Here is a 17,623-nt window from a genome sequence, read left to right on the forward strand (position 1 = left end):
GCCACGTAGGCGCGGGAGGAGCGGATACGCATCGGGTCGGGTTCCCTTCGTCTGCACCAGACGCAGGGAACGGGCCCTACGTCATTATCCTGTACAGACGAGAATTACGTTGCGCTCTTTCGAGCTTTCGAGGTAGGCCGGGACGCCCTCGGCGTCGCAGCGGTCCAGCCGCGAGCGCAGGAGCGCCGCGCCGAGCCCGTTGCCCTGCGCGGGCGGGTCGGTGCCGAGCACCGCCAGGTACCAGTGCGGCTCCGGCGGATGGTGCTTCTCGATCTCGCCGAGTGCGCGCAGCGCCGCCGGCACCCGGCGGCCGAGCGCGCGCATCAGCGGCACGGCCTGCGCCGCCTGCGCGCCGAACGGGACGCGCCACTGGCCCGGCGGGTCCCACAGCGCGGCGGCCTCCACGTCCGGGCCGCGTCCGGCCGCCTCGCTGCCCTCGTGCCGCAGGTGCACCTGGCGCAGCAGGATGCCGAAGACGCCGGTCAGCCGGCGGACGCGGGACGCCTCGTCGGGCAGGATCCAGCGCCAGACGGGGTCGTCGTCGAACGCGCGGCCGAGCACCGCCGCGATCGCGCCGGCGTCGGGTCCGCCCGCCGCGCGGACGAGCGGGGACGGCTGGGACTCTGACGTCATGGCGCGGCCTCCTCGGAACGCGCCGATCCTCGCCGGGCCGCGGCACCCGCGTCAAGGCGCGCCGGCGGTCCCGGGCCGGCCCGCGGCGGTCAGCGGCGGGTGCGGCGGGTGCGGCGCTGCTCGCGGGCCCGGGCCAGCTCCTCCAGCACCAGCGAGGCGCCGATCCCGAACAGCCAGGAGTCCTTGGCGAGCGGGATGCCCTGCTGGGTCGGCCGCAGCCCCTCGCGCATGCCGGGAAGGCGCAGGTAGAGGCCGGTCAGCCCGCCCGCGAACGCGGTGAGCGCCGCGCCCGCGACCAGCGTCGGCACCAGCGGCGTGATCAGCGCGGCGCCGAGCGCGACCTCCGCGGCCCCGAGGTTGCGGGTGAACTCGCCCTTGTCCTGCGATTCCAGGAACGGGTAGGCGGTCTTGGCGGTGCCGTGGATGTAGTCGGCCGTCCCCTCGTCGCCCTTCAGCTTCGACAGGCCCGAGTTCAGGACGAACGCGCCCACGATCAGCCGGACGGGCATCTGGTGCGCGCGAGCAAGAAAACGCATCGTTCCCCATAACGATCGGGAGATTCCGGGCGCAGCATTCATTCCCGCGGGCGGCGCGCTACACCTGAAGGAGCGGTCAAGTCTCGGCCACGGCTCGCCGCGTCCCGCCGGGCGGTCCTCCGGGCCCGGCCGGACGTCTATGGAGTGCGGTGTGCGCCGTGAAGTGCGCTGTCCTCCATGAAGTGCTCGGAGGCCGCCCGCAGCGCCTCGACGCACGCGTCGACGGCCGGCCCGGCCGCCTCCGTCCGCCACGCCACGTAGATCTTGCGGCGCACGACCGGGCGGGTGGCGAGCATCCGGACGCCGGCGGGGACGGGGTCGCGGCCGAGCCGGGGGATCAGCGCCGCGGCCAGCCCGGCGGCGACGAACGCCAGCTGGGTGGGGTAGTCGGCGACGTTGCAGACGATCTCGGGCTCGGCGTTGTGCTCGCGCAGCGTCTGGACGAGCTGCCGCTCGCAGGTGCCGCCGGCCGTCCAGCCAGCCCACCGCAGGCCGTGCAGCTCGTGCAGGTCGACGGTGCGGCGCCGGGCGAGCGGGTGCGCGGCCGGGAGCGCCAGGTCGATGACGTCCGAGGACAGCGGGAGGTTCGACACCGAGGCGGGGAACGGGGTCGGCAGCGTGTCCCAGCTCTCCACCATCGCGACGTCGATGTCGCCGCGCGCGAGGGCGGGCAGCACGTTCTCCGCCTCGCCCTCCTGGAGGGTGGGGGACAGGCCGGGGTGCCGTTCGCGCAGCGCCGCGAGGGCGGGCGGCAGCACCGACCGGGCGGCGGTGACGAACGCGCCGAGCCGGACCGGCCCGGCCGCGTCCTCGCGCAGCCCGTCCAGCTCGGCGGCGGCCGCCGACAGCTGCGCCAGCACCCGCGCGGCGTGCCCCGCGAGGACGTGCCCGGCGCGGGTGAGGCGCACGCCGCGCCCCTGCGGTTCGAGCAGCGCATGGCCGGTCTCGCGTTCGAGCTTGGCCAGCTGCTGCGAGACGCCGGACGGCGTCACGTGCAACGCCTCGGCCGCCGCCGCGATCGATCCGTGCACCGAGACCGCGTGCAGCGCCCGGAGCCGTTCGAGATTCATCGTCACGGTAGTGATCCTACCGATTCGCGCTAACGAACATTCGCTTGTGCTAATGGGTGCGGCGCGGCAGCGTGGAGGCCGTGCGAAGGATCGACCCGCGTCTGCTCGCGATCGCCGGGGCCGCGTTCATCTCCGTCTCGGCGATCCTGTTCCGGCTGTCCGGCGTCTCGTCGGGGACGGCCGCGCTGTTCCGCTGCGCGCTCGCGCTGCCGGTGCTGGCGCCGCTCGCACTGTGGGAGCGGCGCCGCGCCGGGCCGCGGCGGCGCGCGGCGGTGGACGTGGCGGCCGGGCTCCTGCTCGGCGCCGACCTGGTGCTGTGGGGCGCGTCGATCGAGCGGGTCGGCGCGGGGATCGCGACCGTCCTGGTGAACGTGCAGGTCGTCGTGGTGCCGCTGCTGGCCTTCGCGGTGTCCGGCGAGCGCCCGTCCCGGCGGTTCGCGTTCGCCGTCCCGGTGATGCTGGCCGGGGTGGCGCTCGCCGGCGGGCTCGCCGGGCACGGGACGGGCTCGGACCCGGTCGCGGGCATCGCGTTCGGGACGGCCGCCGGTGCCGCCTACGCCGGTTACCTGTTCCTCACCCGCGTCGCGGGGCGGGGCCAGCGCCACCGGGCGCAGCCCGTCCTGCTGTCGACCTGCGGCGCGGGCGCGATGGCGGTCGCGCTCGGCGCGCCGTGGCAGGGCGTCGACCTGACGCCGGGCTGGGCGGCGCTGGGCTGGCTCGCCGCCCTCTCGATGACGGGCCAGGTCTGCGGGTGGATGCTCATCGGCGCCGCCCTGCCGAGGCTGCGCGCGGAGGAGGGCGGGACGCTGCTGCTCCTGCAACCGGTCCTCGCCGTCGCGTTCGGTGCGGCGGTGCTCGGCGAGCGCCCCGGGATCGTGCAGATCGCGGGCTGCGCGCTCGTCCTCGCGGCGGTCCGGCTGGCCGGACGTCCCCGTGCCGAGCGGTCCGAGGGCGAGCGGTCCGAGGGCGAGCGTGCGCCGTCGCCGCCGGGTACGGTTCATCGGCGTGACGACTCCGCCGCAGGGACCGCCGCCCGCCCCCGAGTGGGAAGCCGAACATGAGGTGGAGGCGGACGCGGCGGCCGCACTGATCGCCGCCCGGTTCCCCGAACTGGCGGGCGCGCCGGTCGAGGCCCTCGCCACCGGCTGGGACAACACGGTCTTCCTGGTCGGCGGCGCATGGGTGTTCCGCTTCCCGCGCAGGCGGATCGCCGTCGCGGGCGTCGAACGCGAGATCGCGGTGCTCCCCGCCGTCGCCCCGCACCTGCCGCTGCCGGTCCCCGTGCCGCGGTTCGCCGCCGGGCCGTCGGCGGAGTTCCCCTGGCCGTTCTGGGGCGCGCGGATGATCCCCGGCCGCGAACTCGCCGAGGTCAGGCCGCCGGACGAGGACCGGACGGCCCTCGCCGGACAGGTCGGCGCCTTCCTGCGGGCCCTGCACGACCCGGCGCTCGCCGCGGCGGCGGCCGGCGGGCTGCCGCACGACCCGATGGGCCGCGCCGACCCGGCCGTCCGCGCCGCGCGCACCTTCCCCCGGCTGGACTCGCTGGTCCGCCTCGGCGTCTGGGAACGCGACCGCGCCCTGACGGACCTCCTCGACGACGCGCGGCACCGGGCCGCGCCGGACGGCGAACCGGTGATCGTCCACGGGGACCTGCACGTCCGGCACCTGCTGCTCGACCCGGACGGACGCGCCGCCGGAGTGATCGACTGGGGCGACGTCTGCCTGGCCGACCCGGCCGTCGACCTGGCGATCGCCTACGCCGGGTTCGCCGGCGCCGCCCGGGCCGCGCTGCTGGCCGCCTACGGTCCCGTCCCGCCGGACCGGGAGGCCGCCGCGCGGGTGCTGGCGCTGAACCTCAGCGCGACGCTCGCCGAATGGGCCGCCTCCACCGGACGCGCGGCGCTGCTCGCCGAGGCGCTCGCAGGCATGCGCCGCGCCCTCGCCGGCTGAGCGGGCCTCAGACCCGCATGTACACCCGGATCGCGGTGCCGCCGGGGCCGGTGTGCATCCGGACGAGGTCCGCGAGATGGTTGACCAGCAGGATCCCGCGCCCGCCGGCCGGGCTCATCGCCGCCGGGCGCCGCCCGGCGAGCGGGTCGGCGATGGTGCCGGCGTCGCTGACCTCGCAGACGACCTGGCCGTCCTCGGACCAGATCCGCGCCGTCCCCTTCCCGCCGCCGTGCAGGCAGGAGTTGGCGGCCAGCTCGTGCACGGCCACCTCCAGGTCGCCCGCGGGCTCCTCGCCGAGGCCGAGGTGCCGCGCCCACCGGCCGGTGAACTCGCGGACGCGGGGGAGCGCGTCGAGGTCGAAGGTCATCCGCGCGGCGGCGGACGGCTCGGGCAGCGGCCGGTTGTAGGAGCTGATGACGCGGCCGGGCGCGTAGTCGCCGCTGGCGCGCTCGCCGTCCCGGTCGATCAGGACCGGGTGGGTGGCGCGGGCGTCGGCGATCACGACGGCGTCCAGACCCGCCACGTCGTAGGGGCAGAGGATCGACACCTCGCGGCCGGCGAACGCGAGGTTGATCAGCGCCTCGTGCTGGGCGCAGGCGGGGTACTCGGTGCCGGTCCGGCCGGGCCAGATCGGCTCGCCGATGATGCGGACGCGTCCGGTGGCGTGCCGGTCGGCGAACTCGCGCAGCACGCCGGGGATGATGCGGCCCGGGTTGCGGCCCGCCTCGGACATGTCCAGCCACCGGACGTCCGCCGCGGCGCCGCCGAGCGCCTCGCGCAGCACCCCGAGGCGCGGGCCGGGGACGGCGACGGCCACGGGTTCGTCCGCGTCGAGCCCGGTGCGCACGAACGGGACGGTGCCGGCCAGGTACTCCTCGTCGCTCCGGTAGAACAGGGCGGGGTGAGCGAAGGGGCCTTCGGGAGCCGTGCCGTACGGATCCATGCCGTCCGGATCCATGTCCTCCTGGCCCCCAAGCCGTCAGTGAACGCCGTTCACTCCCACGGTTACCCGCGAACGAGCAGGTGAAAACGGGTGAATCATGTCATAGGTCGCGCGTGCGGAGGAGAGCGGCGTCCACCACATCGGTGAGCCGGCCCCTGCGGCGGTACGCGGCGCGCTGCCGCTCGGCGCCCGTCCCGCCGGTGATCAGCCGCCGTACGCCCGCCGCGACCCGGTCCAGGTCGCCGCTGTCGCGCAGCGCGGGCAGGACGTGCGCGAGCAGGTCCCCGGCCAGCGCCCGGAACGCCGCCGGGCGGCCCGTGCACACGTCCACGCCGTCGCCCGCCAGCCCGTCGCGGGCCGCCAGCCAGTACGCCGCCCGCAGCATCTCCTGCGACGGTCCGGGCGCGGGCTCCCCGGCCTCGACCGCCCGCACCGACGTCTCGACCAGCGCGCGGATCAGCGCCGCGAACACCGACGCGTCCGCCGCGGTCGGCGCCACGTCGCCGAGCCGCACCTCGACCGTGGGCAGCCGCGCCGACGGCCGGACGTCCCAGAAGATCGTCCCGGTGTCCATCAGCGCGCCGCAGCCGAGCAGCGTGCCGACCAGCTCCTCGTAGTGCGCGTACGACTCGAAGTACGGCGGCGGGCCCGCCACCGGCCAGCGCGCCCACGCCATCACCCGCCAGCAGGCGTGCCCGGTGTCGCGGCCCGCCCAGTACGGCGAGTTGGCCGCGAGCGCCAGCAGCGTCGGCAGCCACGGCCGCAGATGGTTGCTGACCGCGACGGCCCGCTCCCGGTCGGGCATCTCGACGTGGACATGGCAGGAGCAGATGCTCTGCTCGTCGTCCAGCGCCCGGTAGACGGCGAGGCTCTCGGCGTAGCGGGCGCCCGCGCTGATCGGCGCCGGCACGAGGTCGCCGAGCACGGGCGTGCCGGTCGCGGCCAGCCGCACCCCCTCGGCGGCCGCCGCGTCCGCCATCGCGGCGCGCATCGACCCGACCTGCTCCTCGAGCTTGTCCAGGTCGTCGCAGGGCGGGGTCTTCGCCTCGGCCAGGAAGTCGACCAGTTCGGTGGAGGCGCGCTCGCCGAGCGCCCGCTCCGCGCGCCGCACCACGGCGGCGGCACGGGGGACGACCTCCCGGGAACCGGGATCGACGACGAAGTACTCCTCCTCGATTCCCATTCGCAGGGCCATCCCACCACCTCGGGGTCGGGGGCTCGCAGGCGGCCGCGTCACTACGACGGTACGTTCTCGCGGCCCGCTTCGCACCCGCCGGAGGTGGCCGCGTCCCGGCGGCGGAATCTTCTTGACCTTCTTTTGACTCGCCGCTCAGTGGGCAGCGTCGAAGGGAGGGACGCCGCGCAACGACGAAGGAAGGTGGTCCGGATGACCGGCTCGACCTCGATCGGCGTGCTGCTACTGGTACTGGCGATCGTGGTTCTCGTGCTCGTCGGCCTGTTCTACTTCGGCGGCCGGAGGAGGGGCCCGCACAACGGCCTCGACCGGGACCGTCGCTGACCGTCTCAGGGACCCTTGTCGACGAAGTACATCGACAGGGCGATGACGTGCGTGACCACCACGACGCCGATGCCGAAGAAGAACAGCATCTTCGCGGGGCCGTGAGGGAACACGGTCCCCGGCTTCAGCGGCCCGCGCTCGCGCTGGCGGGCCGCGATCCGCTCCTCGATGGGCGGCCGTCCGAACACGGCTACTGGCGCGGGTCGTCGACCACGACGTCGGTCATGATGTCGACCGCGAGGGCGATGATCCCGCCGATCACGGCGACCGCGGCGCCCGCGCCGAACACGATCCAGTCGGGGCCCATGACGATGCCCACGCCGCCGATGACGAAACCGACGAAGATGATGGCCACGGCGATCCAGGACTTCGGGCGTCCGGCGTGGCTGCCAGTCGACATGCGCAGTCTTCTCTTTCCGCGTTCGGTGGGGGACGGGGGACCCGTTCGTGATCGGGTCCTCGACGCCGAACTCTAGCAACGCCCTGCCCGCCGGGCTGCGCCGGGTGCCGGTACGGCGCGGCATGCCGCGCGCCGTCAGACGAACGCGCCGTGCCCCGTCGCCGCGCGGCCGACGATCAGCGTGTTGATCTCCCGGGTGCCCTCGTAGGAGTAGAGCGCCTCGGCGTCGGCGACGAACCGGCCGATGTCGTAGTCGAGGACGATCCCGTTCCCGGCCATCAGCTCGCGCCCCCAGCCGACCGCCTCGCGCATCCGGCTGGTGCAGTACGCCTTGGCGAGCGCGGAGTGCTCGTCGCGGTAGAGCCCCTCGTCCTGCAGCTGCGCGAGCCGCACCACCATGCCGAGCGAGGCCGTCGCGTTCCCGAGCATCTTGACCAGCAGGTCCTGGACGAGCTGGAACTTGGCGATCGGCCGCCCGAACTGCTCGCGGCCCACCGCGTACTCGCGGGCGATCTCGTACGCGGCGAGCATCACGCCGACCGCCTGCCAGGCGACGCCGCTGCGGGTGCGGCGCAGGATCGCGGCGGTGTCCTTGAACCCCTCGGCGCCGGGCAGCCGGTCCGACTCGGGGACCGCGCAGTCCTCGAACGTCAGGTCCGCGTTCTGCACGGTCCGCAGCGCGATCTTGTTCTCGATGCGGGTCGCGGTGAAGCCGGGCGCGTCCCTGCCGACGACGAACCCCTTGACCTGGTCGTCGGCCTCGTCCCTGGCCCACACGACGATCAGGTCGGCGAACGTGCCGTTGCCGATCCAGCGCTTGGCGCCGTTCAGCACCCAGGAGTCGCCGTCGCGCCGCGCGGTGGTGCGCAGCCCCAACGCGACGTCCGACCCGCCCTCCGGCTCCGTCAGGGCGAACGCGCCGATCTTCTCCATCCGCGCCATCGCGGGAAGCCACCGCTCGCGCTGCTCCGGCGACCCGCACCGGCCGATGCTGCCCATCGCCAGCCCGGTGTGCACGCCGAAGAACGTGGCCAGGGACGGGTCGACGCGCGCCATGTCCATCGCGAGGAACCCGGTGAGCAGGCTGCTCGGCCTCTCGCCGGGGCACTCGTCGTAGCCGAGGCCCGCGATGCCCAGCTCGCCGTACTGGGGTACGAGGTCGAACGGGAACTCCGCGCGCGCCCAGCAGTCGTTGGCGATCGGCGCGACCTTCGCCTCCAGGAAGGCGCGCACCCGCTCGACGATCTCCTTCTCGTGCTCGTCGAGCAGGTCCTGCATGTGGTACAGGTCACCCGGCAGTGCGTCCAGCGTCATGCGCTTGCCTCTTCCCTGAGCCGGGACCCCTAACCGGCGGCGGAACCGGGCCTCCCGGCCGTTCTGGTGACCGGGACCCGGCCTCCGACGCGGTGTAGGCGTGCGCTTACCATCCAGGGCATGACGGTGCCGCCTGAAGAACTCGAACTGGCCGCCGCCTTCCCCCCGGCCGAGCGGGACCGGTGGCGGGAGATGGTGAAGGGGGTGCTGCGCAAGTCCGGCGCGGCGACCGAGGAGACCCCTCTCGGCGAGATCGAGGGCCTGCTGACTCGCGAGTCCTACGACGGAGTGCCCATCGCCGCGCTCTACACGCGCGACGACGCCCCGCCCGGACGCCCCGGGCTCGCCCCTCGCGTCCGCGAGGTCCGGCCCGACGGCGAGGGCCTCGCCGGCTGGGACGTCCGGCAGCCGCACGCCCACCCGGACCCGGCCGTGACGCGCGAGGCGGTCCTCGCCGACCTGGAGAACGGCGCGACCTCGGTCTGGCTGCGGCTCGGCGAGGGCGGGACGCCCGTCGCCGCGCTGCCGGAGGTCCTGCGCGGCGTGCTGCTCGACCTCGCCCCGGTCGTGCTGGACGCCGGGGAGCGGGCGGCCGAGGCCGCCGAGGCGTTCCTGGCGCTGGTCACCGAGCGCGGGAACCAGCCGGCCGCGTCGGGGAACCTCGGCGCCGACCCGCTCGGCCTGCAGGCCCGCACCGGCACCGCCGGTTCCCTGGAGGACGCGGCGGCGCTGGCCGCCCGGTGCGTCCGGGAGTTCCCGAAGCTGCGCGCGGTCGTCGCGGACGGCACCCCGTACCACGACGCGGGCGGCAGCGACGCCGAGGAACTGGGCGCGGTGGTCGCCGCCGGCGTCGCCTACCTGCGCGCCCTCACCGGCGCCGGGCTGAGCGTGGACGAGGCGCTCGGGCAGATCGAGTTCCGGGTCGCGGTCAACGCCGACCAGTTCTCCTCGATCGCCAAGCTGCGCGCGCTGCGCCGGCTGTGGGCCCGGGTCGCCGAGGTCAGCGGCGCCGCGGACGGGACGTCCGCGCAGATCCACGCCGTCACCTCGTCGGCGATGATGACGCGCCGCGACCCGTGGGTGAACATGCTGCGCACCACCGTCGCGACGTTCGCGGCCGGGGTCGGCGGAGCCGACGCCGTCACCGTCCAGCCGTTCGACGCCCGCCTGGGCCTGCCCGACGACTTCGCGCGCCGCATCGCCCGCAACACCCAGACGCTGCTGCTGGAGGAGTCCAGCCTCGCTCGCGTCGTCGATCCCGCCGGCGGATCCTGGTACGCCGAGAGCCTCACCGAGGAACTCGCGCAGGCCGCCTGGACCTGGTTCACCGAGATCGAGAAGGCCGGCGGCCTCGCCGCCGCCCTCGGATCGGGCCTGGTCGCCGACCGGATCGCCGCTACCTGGGCGCGCCGCCGCAAGGACCTCGCCCGCCGCAAGGCGCCCCTCACCGGCGTCAGCGAGTTCCCCAACCTCGCCGAGAAGCTGCCCGAGCGCGACGCCGCCCCGGCACGCCCCGGCGGGGGTCTGCCGGTCGTGACGTACGCGCAGGACTTCGAGGCGCTCCGCGACCGGTCCGACGCCCACGCCGAGGCCAACGGCGCCCGCCCGAAGGTGTTCCTGGCCACGCTCGGCCCCATCGCCGTGCACACGGTGCGGGCCTCGTTCGCCGCCAACCTGTTCCAGGCCGGCGGCATCGAGACGGTCACCGGCGCCCCCGAGGAGTTCGCGGCGTCCGCCACGACCGTCGCCTGCATCTGCTCCAGCGACCGGCTGTACGAGGAGCAGGCCGCCGAAGCCGCACGGGTGCTCAAGGACGCCGGTGCTGTGAAGGTCTGGCTGGCGGGTAAGGGAACCTACGAGGGTGTCGACGCCCGCGTGTACGCCGGATGCGACGCGATCGAGGCGCTGGAGACCACCCTCGACGATCTGGGAGTGAACGAATGATCCCCGACTTCACCGAGATCGAGCTCGGGACGGCGCCCCCCGCCGACGAGGCCGCCAAGCGGTGGCGCGCCGCGGTCGCCGACGCCACCGGCAAGGAGCCCGAGGCGCACACCTGGGACACCCCGGAGGGCATCGGCGTCCCGCCGCTGTACACCGGCGACGACCTGGCCGGCCTCGACTTCCTCGGCACCCTGCCGGGCGTCGCCCCGTACCTGCGCGGCCCGTACCCGGCGATGTACGCCACCCAGCCGTGGACGATCCGCCAGTACGCCGGGTTCTCCACCGCCGAGGAGTCCAACGCCTTCTACCGGCGCAACCTCGCCGCCGGGCAGAAGGGCCTGTCCGTCGCGTTCGACCTCGCCACCCACCGCGGATACGACTCCGACCACCCGCGGGTGTCCGGCGACGTCGGCATGGCGGGCGTGGCGATCGACTCCATCTACGACATGCGGCAGCTCTTCGACGGCATCCCGCTGGACAAGATGAGCGTGTCGATGACCATGAACGGCGCGGTGCTGCCCGTCCTGGCGCTCTACATCGCCGCGGCCGAGGAGCAGGGGGTGAAGCCGGAGGGCCTCGCGGGGACCATCCAGAACGACATCCTCAAGGAGTTCATGGTCCGCAACACCTACATCTATCCGCCGGCGCCGTCGATGCGGATCATCTCCGACATCTTCGCGTACACCTCGCAGCGGATGCCGAAGTACAACTCCATCTCGATCTCCGGCTACCACATCCAGGAGGCCGGGGCCACCGCCGACCTGGAGCTGGCCTACACCCTCGCCGACGGCGTGGAGTACATCCGCGCGGGCCGCGAGGCGGGCCTGGACATCGACGCGTTCGCGCCGCGCCTGTCGTTCTTCTGGGCGATCGGCATGAACTTCTTCATGGAGGTCGCGAAGCTGCGCGCCGCCCGCCTGCTGTGGGCGAAGCTCGTGAAGCAGTTCGACCCGAAGAACCCCAAGTCGCTGTCGCTGCGCACGCACTCGCAGACGTCCGGCTGGTCGCTGACCGCGCAGGACGTGTTCAACAACGTCGCCCGCACCTGCGTCGAGGCGATGGCCGCCACGCAGGGCCACACCCAGTCGCTGCACACCAACGCGCTGGACGAGGCCCTCGCGCTGCCGACCGACTTCTCCGCCCGCATCGCCCGCAACACCCAGCTGCTGCTCCAGCAGGAGTCCGGGACGACCCGGACGATCGACCCGTGGGGCGGCAGCGCCTACGTCGAGCGCCTCACCTACGACCTCGCCCGCCGCGCCTGGGGCCACATCACCGAGGTCGAGAAGGCCGGCGGCATGGCCAAGGCGATCGACGAGGGCCTGCCGAAACTGCGCATCGAGGAGGCCGCGGCCCGCACCCAGGCCCGCATCGACTCCGGCCGCCAGCCCGTCATCGGCGTCAACAAGTACCGGCCGGACGCCGAGGAGCGGATCGAGGTCCTCAAGGTCGACAACGCCTCCGTGCGCGCGCAGCAGATCGACAAGCTGCGGCGGCTGCGCGAGGAGCGCGACGAGACCGCGACGCAGGCCGCGCTGGGCGCGATCACCGCGGCGGCGGAGGCCGCCGAGAACGGCACCCGCCCGTCCGACCTGGACCACAACCTGCTCGCGCTCGCCATCGGCGCCGCCCGCGCCAAGGCGACCGTCGGCGAGATCTCCGACGCGCTGGAGCGGGCGTACGGGCGGCACGCCGCGCAGATCCGTACGATCTCCGGCGTGTACCGGGAAGAGGCGGGCAAGGTGAGCAGCATCGAGAAGGCGCGCGCCGCGACCGCCGCGTTCGAGCAGGAGGAGGGCCGCCGGCCCCGCATCCTCGTCGCGAAGATGGGCCAGGACGGCCACGACCGCGGCCAGAAGGTGATCGCGACCGGCTTCGCCGACCTCGGCTTCGACGTCGACGTGGGCCCGCTGTTCCAGACGCCGGGCGAGGTCGCCCGGCAGGCGGTCGAGGCCGACGTGCACATCGTCGGCGTCAACTCGCTCGCCGCCGGCCACCTCACCCTGGTGCCGGCGCTGCGCGAGGAGCTGGCCGCCCTCGGCCGCGACGACATCATGATCGTCGTCGGCGGCGTCATCCCGCCGCAGGACTTCGACGAGCTGCGCGCCGCCGGCGCCGCCGCGATCTTCCCGCCCGGCACCGTGCTCGCCGACGCGGCGATCGGGCTGCTGGACGAGCTGACCGCCGCGCTGGGGCACTCCGCGCGGTGAGGCCCGGCCTGGAGGACTACGTCTCCGGGGTCAGGGACGGGTCGCGGGCGTGGATCGCGCGCGCGATCACGCTGGTCGAGTCGGCCCGTCCCGACCACCGGGAGCTGGCGCAGCGGCTGCTGGTGGAGCTGTCCCCGCACACCGGGAACGCCCGCCGCGTCGGGATCACCGGGGTGCCGGGCGTCGGCAAGTCCACGTTCATCGACGCGCTCGGCACGAAGCTGACGGGGGAAGGGAACAAGGTCGCGGTGCTGGCCGTCGACCCGTCCTCGACCCGCACCGGCGGCAGCATCCTCGGCGACAAGACGCGCATGCAGCGCCTCGCCGCCGACCCGGACGCCTTCATCCGCCCCTCGCCGACGGCGGGGACGCTCGGCGGCGTCGCCAAGGCCACCCGCGAGGCGATGGTCGTGATGGAGGCCGCCGGGTACGGCGTCGTCCTGGTCGAGACGGTCGGGGTCGGGCAGTCCGAGACGACCGTCGCCGAGATGGTCGACTCGTTCCTGTTCCTCACCCTCGCCCGCACCGGCGACCAGCTCCAGGGCATCAAGAAGGGCGTCCTGGAGCTGGCCGACGTCATCGCGGTCAACAAGGCCGACGGCGACCACAAGATGGAGGCCAAGCGCGCCGCCCGCGAGCTCGCGGGCGCGCTGCGGCTGCTGCGCAGCGACGAGCGCACCCGCGCCACCCCCGTCCTGACCTGCAGCGCCCGCGAGGGGACCGGCCTCGACGAGGTGTGGGACGAGATCGTCGGGCACCAGGAGCGGCTCCGCGAGTCCGGCGAGCTGGAGGCGCGCCGGCGCCGCCAGCAGGTCGGCTGGACGTGGGCGATGGTCCGCGAGCGGCTCCTCGGCGAACTGCACGCGCACCCCGCCGTCCGCGACCTCGCGCCCGGCCTGGAGAAGAGCGTCGCGGACGGGACGCTCACCCCCGCCCTCGCCGCCGAGCGCATCCTGGAGGCGTTCTCGCGCGGACGCTGATCGGGCTTCCGGGCGTCCGGAAACCCGGGTTGCCCGGGTGCCCGGTCGCGGCGCACGGGGATCAGGTACAACAGTCGGATGGACGTCATCGCGCTCGATGATCCGACGGACGCGCAGATCCGGGAGTGGCACGCCGTGCTGTCCGCCGTGCACGCCGCCGACCCGGCGGGCGAGCCGGCGCCGGAGCCGGAGCAGACGGCCGAGCGGCTCCTCGGCGGCGACCGGGGCTCGCGGCAGCGGCTGTGGGCGGTCGCCGACGGCGGCGCGCTGGCCGCCGTCGCGGCGCTGCGGCTGCCCGGCGAGCCGGGCGCGGACCGTCCCGCGGAGATCGACATCCAGGTCCGGCCGGGGCACCGCCGCCGCGGCCTCGGCCGCCGGCTGCTCGCCTCCGCCGCCGGGGGCCTGCGCGCCGACGGCCGCTCCAGCGTGATCGCCCAGGTCCACGCGGGCACCCCCGCCGTCCCGTTCCTGGAGTCGCACGGCTTCGAGTGCGTGCTGGTGCTGCGCGGCATGCTGCTGCGGCTCGACGAGGTCCCGGCCGAGCGCGTCGCCCGGCTCGTCGCCGCGGGCCCGCCGGGGTACCGGCTGATCCGCTGGCAGGGCGTCGTCCCCGACGAGCACGCCACCGCGCTCGCGCACGCCAAGCACGCCATGGCCGACCTCGCCGAGTACGAGGGCGCCCCCTGGGACGCGCACCGCGTCCGCGAGACGGCCGAGGTGGTCGCCAAGCGCGGCGACGACCTCTACACCGTCGCGGCGCTCGACGCCTCCGGCACGGTCGTGGCCGGGTTCACCGAGGTCGTCGTCCCGCACGACGCCGCCGGCCGCGCCGCCCAGTACGACACCGCCGTCGCGCCCGAGCACCGCGGCCGCCGCATCGGCATCTGGGTGAAGGCCGCCATGCTCGAGTGGCTCGCGGTGGAGCGCCCCGAGGTCCGCGAGATCGAGACCGACAACTCGGGCGACAACGAGCACATGATCGCGGTGAACGAGGAGCTGGGATTCCGCGTCGAGCGCGAGTCCCTGGAGTACCAGGCGCCCACCTCCGCCCTGCCCTGACCCCCTTCCCCCTTCGGCTTATCCACAGAATCGTGTTCTGATTCCGCCCGGCCGCGCCGGCGGACACGCTGGAACCCTCGGAGCGCGGCACCGGCCGCGCCCGCGAACGGGGGAGGCGGCCCATGGGCGGGCGGTTCGTGCTGGAGGTCCCGGCGTCGGTGACCACGCGGTTCCTGGTGGCGACCCAGGCCCGGACGCTCCCCGCGCCGGACCGCCTCCCGGACGCCGCCGGCGACGGCGCCCTCGCCCGCGAGGCCGCCGCGATGCTGAAGGCGGCCAGCCTCGTCGTCGAACCCGTCACGCGGCCGTCCGGCGACCTCAAGGCCCGGTTCCACCGGCTCGCGACGCCGCCGGGCCGGCTCGGGGCGGTCGTCGGCGCCCGCCGGCACGTCGCGGTCACCGCCGCGGGCCCGCCCGCCGGGCAGCCCCGCACCGCGCAGGCCGCCCGGCTCGCCGCCCGCGCCCTCGCCGCCGCCGTCGGCGGCACCGTCGCCGACCTCGACTCCCGGCGGATCCTGCCCGGCTCGCCGCCGTCCGCCGAGCCGGAGGAGTTCGCCCTCGGCCGCGCGTGGGTCTCGGTGTTCGTCACCCTCGACCCGGCCGACGCCGCCCGCGTCCGTATCGACACCGCCGGGCTGCACCGGTTCGGCCTCCCGGAGGTCGCCGCCCGGCACGTCCCGTACGCGAGCATGCTCACCGCCGCCAACCTCGTCCGCGGGCTGGCCTGGCAGCTGGTCGCCGAGCAGACCGCCTGGCTCGGCCGGGGCCGCCGCGACCGCACCCGCACCACCCGGCACGAGCGCGCCGTGTCCGCCGCCGACGTCCTGAGATTCTGGGGCGCGGGCCCGGCGGGCGGCGCTTCCGGCGGGTCCGTCGTCGTCCGCCTCGGCTGGACCGGCACCGACTGCCCGGACTGCGCCGCCGCCATCGAGGTCGTCCCGCCCGTCCGCCTTTCCCGGGCGTTCGGCGCGTCCGATGCCGTTCCGAGCGGGTCGCCCCCGCCCTGCGGCCCCGCGGAGGACCCGTGGTGGCGGGACGCGGCGGACGCGATGCCCAAGATGGCCCGCGCCGCCCCCGATCCGCCCGGCTGACCCCGCCGCCCCCGGTCCCCCCCCGGCCGAAACCTCGGGGGCGGGAGGGCGGGTGGCCTGAACCGGGTGGGAAAAACCGTTGCTCTTGCGGGGCGTGCCTCGGCATTCTGATGGAGGCTTCCGGGAAATGCCTGGAAACCGGAGAATTTCCGGAACATTGTCTCGTAGTTCAACGGCAGAACGCCGCACCGTTAATGCGGATATCCAGGTTCGAATCCTGGCGGGACAGCGGCCCGGGGTTGGAGGTGACCCGGTGAACGTGCTCGTCCTGAACGCGTCGTACGAGCCATTACAAAAGGTGGACCTGCGGCACGCCATCCGCATGCTGGTCCGCGAGGTGGCCGTCGTCGAGGAGGCCGAGGAGGGCCGGACCATCGGCCGCTTCCCGGTGCCGCGGGTCCTCAGGCTCGTCCGGTACGTCGCGATGCGCTGGCGGCACGGGCGCCGGCCGCCCTGGAGCAAGCGCGGCGTCTACCTGCGCGACCGGGGCCGGTGCGGCTACTGCGGGCAGCGCGGCAACACGATCGACCACGTGCACCCGCAGTCGCGCGGCGGCGGGAACACCTGGGAGAACACCGTCCTGGCGTGCGGCCGCTGCAACAACCGCAAGGGCGACCGGACGCTGCGCGAGGCCGGCCTGCGGCTGCGCTGGGAGCCGCGGATCCCGCGCTGGGAGGACCTCGTCGGGCTCTGACGGGAGGCCGCCGGGCGGCGCGGGGGCGGGGCCGGGCGGCACGGGCGGAGGGCCGGGCCGCCCGCGGGCGGCCCGGCCCGCTCGCCCGGTCTCCGTGGTGCCCGGACCACGCAGTGTGCTCGTCCGAATGTCGGATGCTTTGTCGGGATTGTGGTAGCGTGCCCGCCAATCTTTGCGTCTGTTATCCGGGAGTGATCTGTGGCGGCCTTCGGTCCCTTCGGCAGGACGGCGCGCGCCGCCGGCGGTCGCCGGGCGGCGCGGCGGCTCGCGGTGCTGGTCCTCGCGGCCGGGATCTCGGCGGCGCTCCCCCCGGCCGCCGACGGCGCCGCCCGGGTGCCCGCCGAGCCGAAGAAGGACCTCAAGAAGGAGTACGCGAAGCTCAAGAAGCAGGCGGACACCCTCTCCAAGCAGTACCGCGGCGAGCTGGTCACGCTGGAGGAGGCGAAGAAGGCCGCCGAGCGGGCCGACTCCGACGCCGCGCGGGCCGACCGGGAGTACGGCGAGGCCCGCGCCTCGGTCGCCCGGATCGCCTCCACCAGCTACATGACCGGGCGGCTCGACGTCATCCCGCTCGTCACCTCCGGCGACCCGTCGGCGGCGCTGCGGGACGCCTCGGTGCTCGAGCACATCAGCCAGGACAACGGCCGCCGCGTCCAGAGCCTGGAGGCGCTGAACGCCAAGGCGTCGCAGTCGCACAAGACGGCGCAGGCGAAGCTCGACGACGTGCGCAAGGAGATCGACGACCTGGAGGGCCAGCGGGCCCGCGTCAAGAAGCTGCTCGCCAAGTACAAGCCCGAGGTGCCGAAGGCCCCGGCGGGCGGCGGCAAGCCCGACGGCGTCTCCGGGACCAAGTCGCCGATCGTCGGCAACTCGATGACCCCGCGGATGCGGACGGTCCTGCTGGCGATCGACGGCAAGTTCGGGCCGTTCCCCACCATCGGCTGCTCGCGCCCCGGCGACCCGCAGGACCACGGCTCCGGCACCGCCTGCGACTTCATGGAGAGCACCGGCGGCAAGATGCCGAGCGCCTCCGCCAAGGCGCACGGCGACCGCGTCGCCCAGTACGTGATCGACAACGCGTCCCGGCTCGGCATCAAGTACGTGATCTGGCGGCAGCGCATCTACGACATGCGCGGCAGCGGCGGATGGCGCCAGATGGAGGACCGCGGCAGCGTCACCCAGAACCACTACGACCACGTCCACGTGTCCGTGCTCTGACCCGCGCCCGGCCCGTGACCGGCGGGGTGGCCGCGCGGCGCGCGCGATGACACGCTCGCCGC

General features: G+C 74.7%; 18 protein-coding genes and 1 tRNA gene. 11 read left to right on the plus strand and 8 right to left on the minus strand.

The genetic code is table 11. The annotated features are described in order from the left end of the window. Positions 1–84: 84 nt before the first annotated feature. The 3 genes from J4709_RS41385 to J4709_RS41395 all read right to left on the minus strand — a co-directional run bounded on the left by J4709_RS41385 (position 85) and on the right by J4709_RS41395 (position 2,239). On the minus strand, positions 85–633 hold the full coding sequence (locus J4709_RS41385; protein ID WP_208250282.1) for a GNAT family N-acetyltransferase: 549 nt from the start codon (positions 631–633) through the stop codon (positions 85–87). A gap of 89 nt (positions 634–722) precedes the next feature. Then, on the minus strand, positions 723–1,169 hold the full coding sequence (locus J4709_RS41390) for a hypothetical protein (RefSeq protein WP_208250283.1): 447 nt from the start codon (positions 1,167–1,169) through the stop codon (positions 723–725). Between the two features lie 137 nt (positions 1,170–1,306). Next, on the minus strand, positions 1,307–2,239 hold the full coding sequence (locus tag J4709_RS41395; RefSeq protein ID WP_208250474.1) for a LysR family transcriptional regulator: 933 nt from the start codon (positions 2,237–2,239) through the stop codon (positions 1,307–1,309). 80 nt (positions 2,240–2,319) lie between these two features. Here J4709_RS41395 and J4709_RS41400 point away from each other — a divergent pair, with 80 nt between their 5' ends. Next, complete coding sequence (locus J4709_RS41400) at positions 2,320–3,300, plus strand: DMT family transporter (RefSeq protein WP_307802011.1); 981 nt, start codon at positions 2,320–2,322, stop codon at positions 3,298–3,300. Beyond that, on the plus strand, positions 3,245–4,189 hold the full coding sequence (locus J4709_RS41405; protein WP_208250288.1) for a phosphotransferase: 945 nt from the start codon (positions 3,245–3,247) through the stop codon (positions 4,187–4,189). The genes J4709_RS41400 and J4709_RS41405 overlap by 56 nt, the downstream gene beginning before the upstream one ends. A gap of 7 nt (positions 4,190–4,196) precedes the next feature. On the opposite strand, the gene J4709_RS41410 is transcribed toward J4709_RS41405, so the two are convergent. Then, entirely contained in the window at positions 4,197–5,147 is a 951-nt protein-coding gene (locus J4709_RS41410; protein ID WP_232384849.1) for an anti-sigma factor RsbA family regulatory protein, read from the minus strand. 85 nt (positions 5,148–5,232) lie between these two features. Beyond that, on the minus strand, positions 5,233–6,327 hold the full coding sequence (locus J4709_RS41415) for a carboxylate-amine ligase (RefSeq protein ID WP_208250290.1): 1,095 nt from the start codon (positions 6,325–6,327) through the stop codon (positions 5,233–5,235). A gap of 192 nt (positions 6,328–6,519) precedes the next feature. Here J4709_RS41415 and J4709_RS55165 point away from each other — a divergent pair, with 192 nt between their 5' ends. Then, positions 6,520–6,651, plus strand: a complete 132-nt coding sequence (locus tag J4709_RS55165; protein WP_269757588.1) for a hypothetical protein — start codon at positions 6,520–6,522, stop codon at positions 6,649–6,651. Between the two features lie 5 nt (positions 6,652–6,656). Here the strand turns inward: J4709_RS55165 and J4709_RS41420 are convergent, their stop codons facing one another. The 3 genes from J4709_RS41420 to J4709_RS41430 form a co-directional block, all read right to left on the minus strand. Continuing rightward, positions 6,657–6,839: a hypothetical protein gene (locus tag J4709_RS41420; RefSeq protein ID WP_151542631.1), complete on the minus strand. Its 183-nt coding sequence runs from the start codon at positions 6,837–6,839 to the stop codon at positions 6,657–6,659. 2 nt (positions 6,840–6,841) lie between these two features. After that, positions 6,842–7,051 (minus strand): HGxxPAAW family protein, encoded by a 210-nt coding sequence (locus J4709_RS41425; protein WP_151542630.1) that lies wholly within the window; start codon positions 7,049–7,051, stop codon positions 6,842–6,844. Positions 7,052–7,186: 135 nt separating this feature from the next. Continuing rightward, positions 7,187–8,365: an acyl-CoA dehydrogenase family protein gene (locus tag J4709_RS41430; RefSeq protein WP_208250293.1), complete on the minus strand. Its 1,179-nt coding sequence runs from the start codon at positions 8,363–8,365 to the stop codon at positions 7,187–7,189. Positions 8,366–8,485: 120 nt separating this feature from the next. Between J4709_RS41430 and J4709_RS41435 the strand changes: the two genes are divergently transcribed. The 8 genes from J4709_RS41435 to J4709_RS41470 all read left to right on the plus strand — a co-directional run bounded on the left by J4709_RS41435 (position 8,486) and on the right by J4709_RS41470 (position 17,561). After that, a complete protein-coding gene (locus J4709_RS41435; protein WP_208250295.1) occupies positions 8,486–10,309 on the plus strand; it encodes a methylmalonyl-CoA mutase subunit beta in 1,824 nt (607 codons plus the stop codon). Next, a complete protein-coding gene (gene scpA, locus J4709_RS41440) occupies positions 10,306–12,519 on the plus strand; it encodes a methylmalonyl-CoA mutase (RefSeq protein ID WP_208250300.1) in 2,214 nt (737 codons plus the stop codon). Before J4709_RS41435 ends, scpA begins: the two co-directional genes overlap by 4 nt. Then, positions 12,516–13,499 (plus strand): methylmalonyl Co-A mutase-associated GTPase MeaB, encoded by a 984-nt coding sequence (gene meaB / locus J4709_RS41445; protein ID WP_208250301.1) that lies wholly within the window; start codon positions 12,516–12,518, stop codon positions 13,497–13,499. Before scpA ends, meaB begins: the two co-directional genes overlap by 4 nt. A 78-nt stretch (positions 13,500–13,577) precedes the next feature. Further along, on the plus strand, positions 13,578–14,558 hold the full coding sequence (locus tag J4709_RS41450) for a GNAT family N-acetyltransferase (RefSeq protein WP_208250302.1): 981 nt from the start codon (positions 13,578–13,580) through the stop codon (positions 14,556–14,558). A 122-nt stretch (positions 14,559–14,680) separates the two neighbouring features. After that, complete coding sequence (locus tag J4709_RS41455) at positions 14,681–15,649, plus strand: hypothetical protein (protein ID WP_208250304.1); 969 nt, start codon at positions 14,681–14,683, stop codon at positions 15,647–15,649. A gap of 158 nt (positions 15,650–15,807) precedes the next feature. Then, positions 15,808–15,878 (plus strand) — tRNA-Asn (locus tag J4709_RS41460). 24 nt (positions 15,879–15,902) lie between these two features. Beyond that, entirely contained in the window at positions 15,903–16,343 is a 441-nt protein-coding gene (locus tag J4709_RS41465; RefSeq protein WP_208250306.1) for an HNH endonuclease, read from the plus strand. 198 nt (positions 16,344–16,541) lie between these two features. Beyond that, complete coding sequence (locus J4709_RS41470) at positions 16,542–17,561, plus strand: coiled-coil domain-containing protein (protein WP_307802012.1); 1,020 nt, start codon at positions 16,542–16,544, stop codon at positions 17,559–17,561. Positions 17,562–17,623 lie beyond the last annotated feature (62 nt).

It is taken from the genome of Actinomadura violacea (assembly GCF_017573465.1).
GTDB classification, from domain to species: Bacteria; Actinomycetota; Actinomycetes; order Streptosporangiales; family Streptosporangiaceae; genus Spirillospora; species Spirillospora violacea.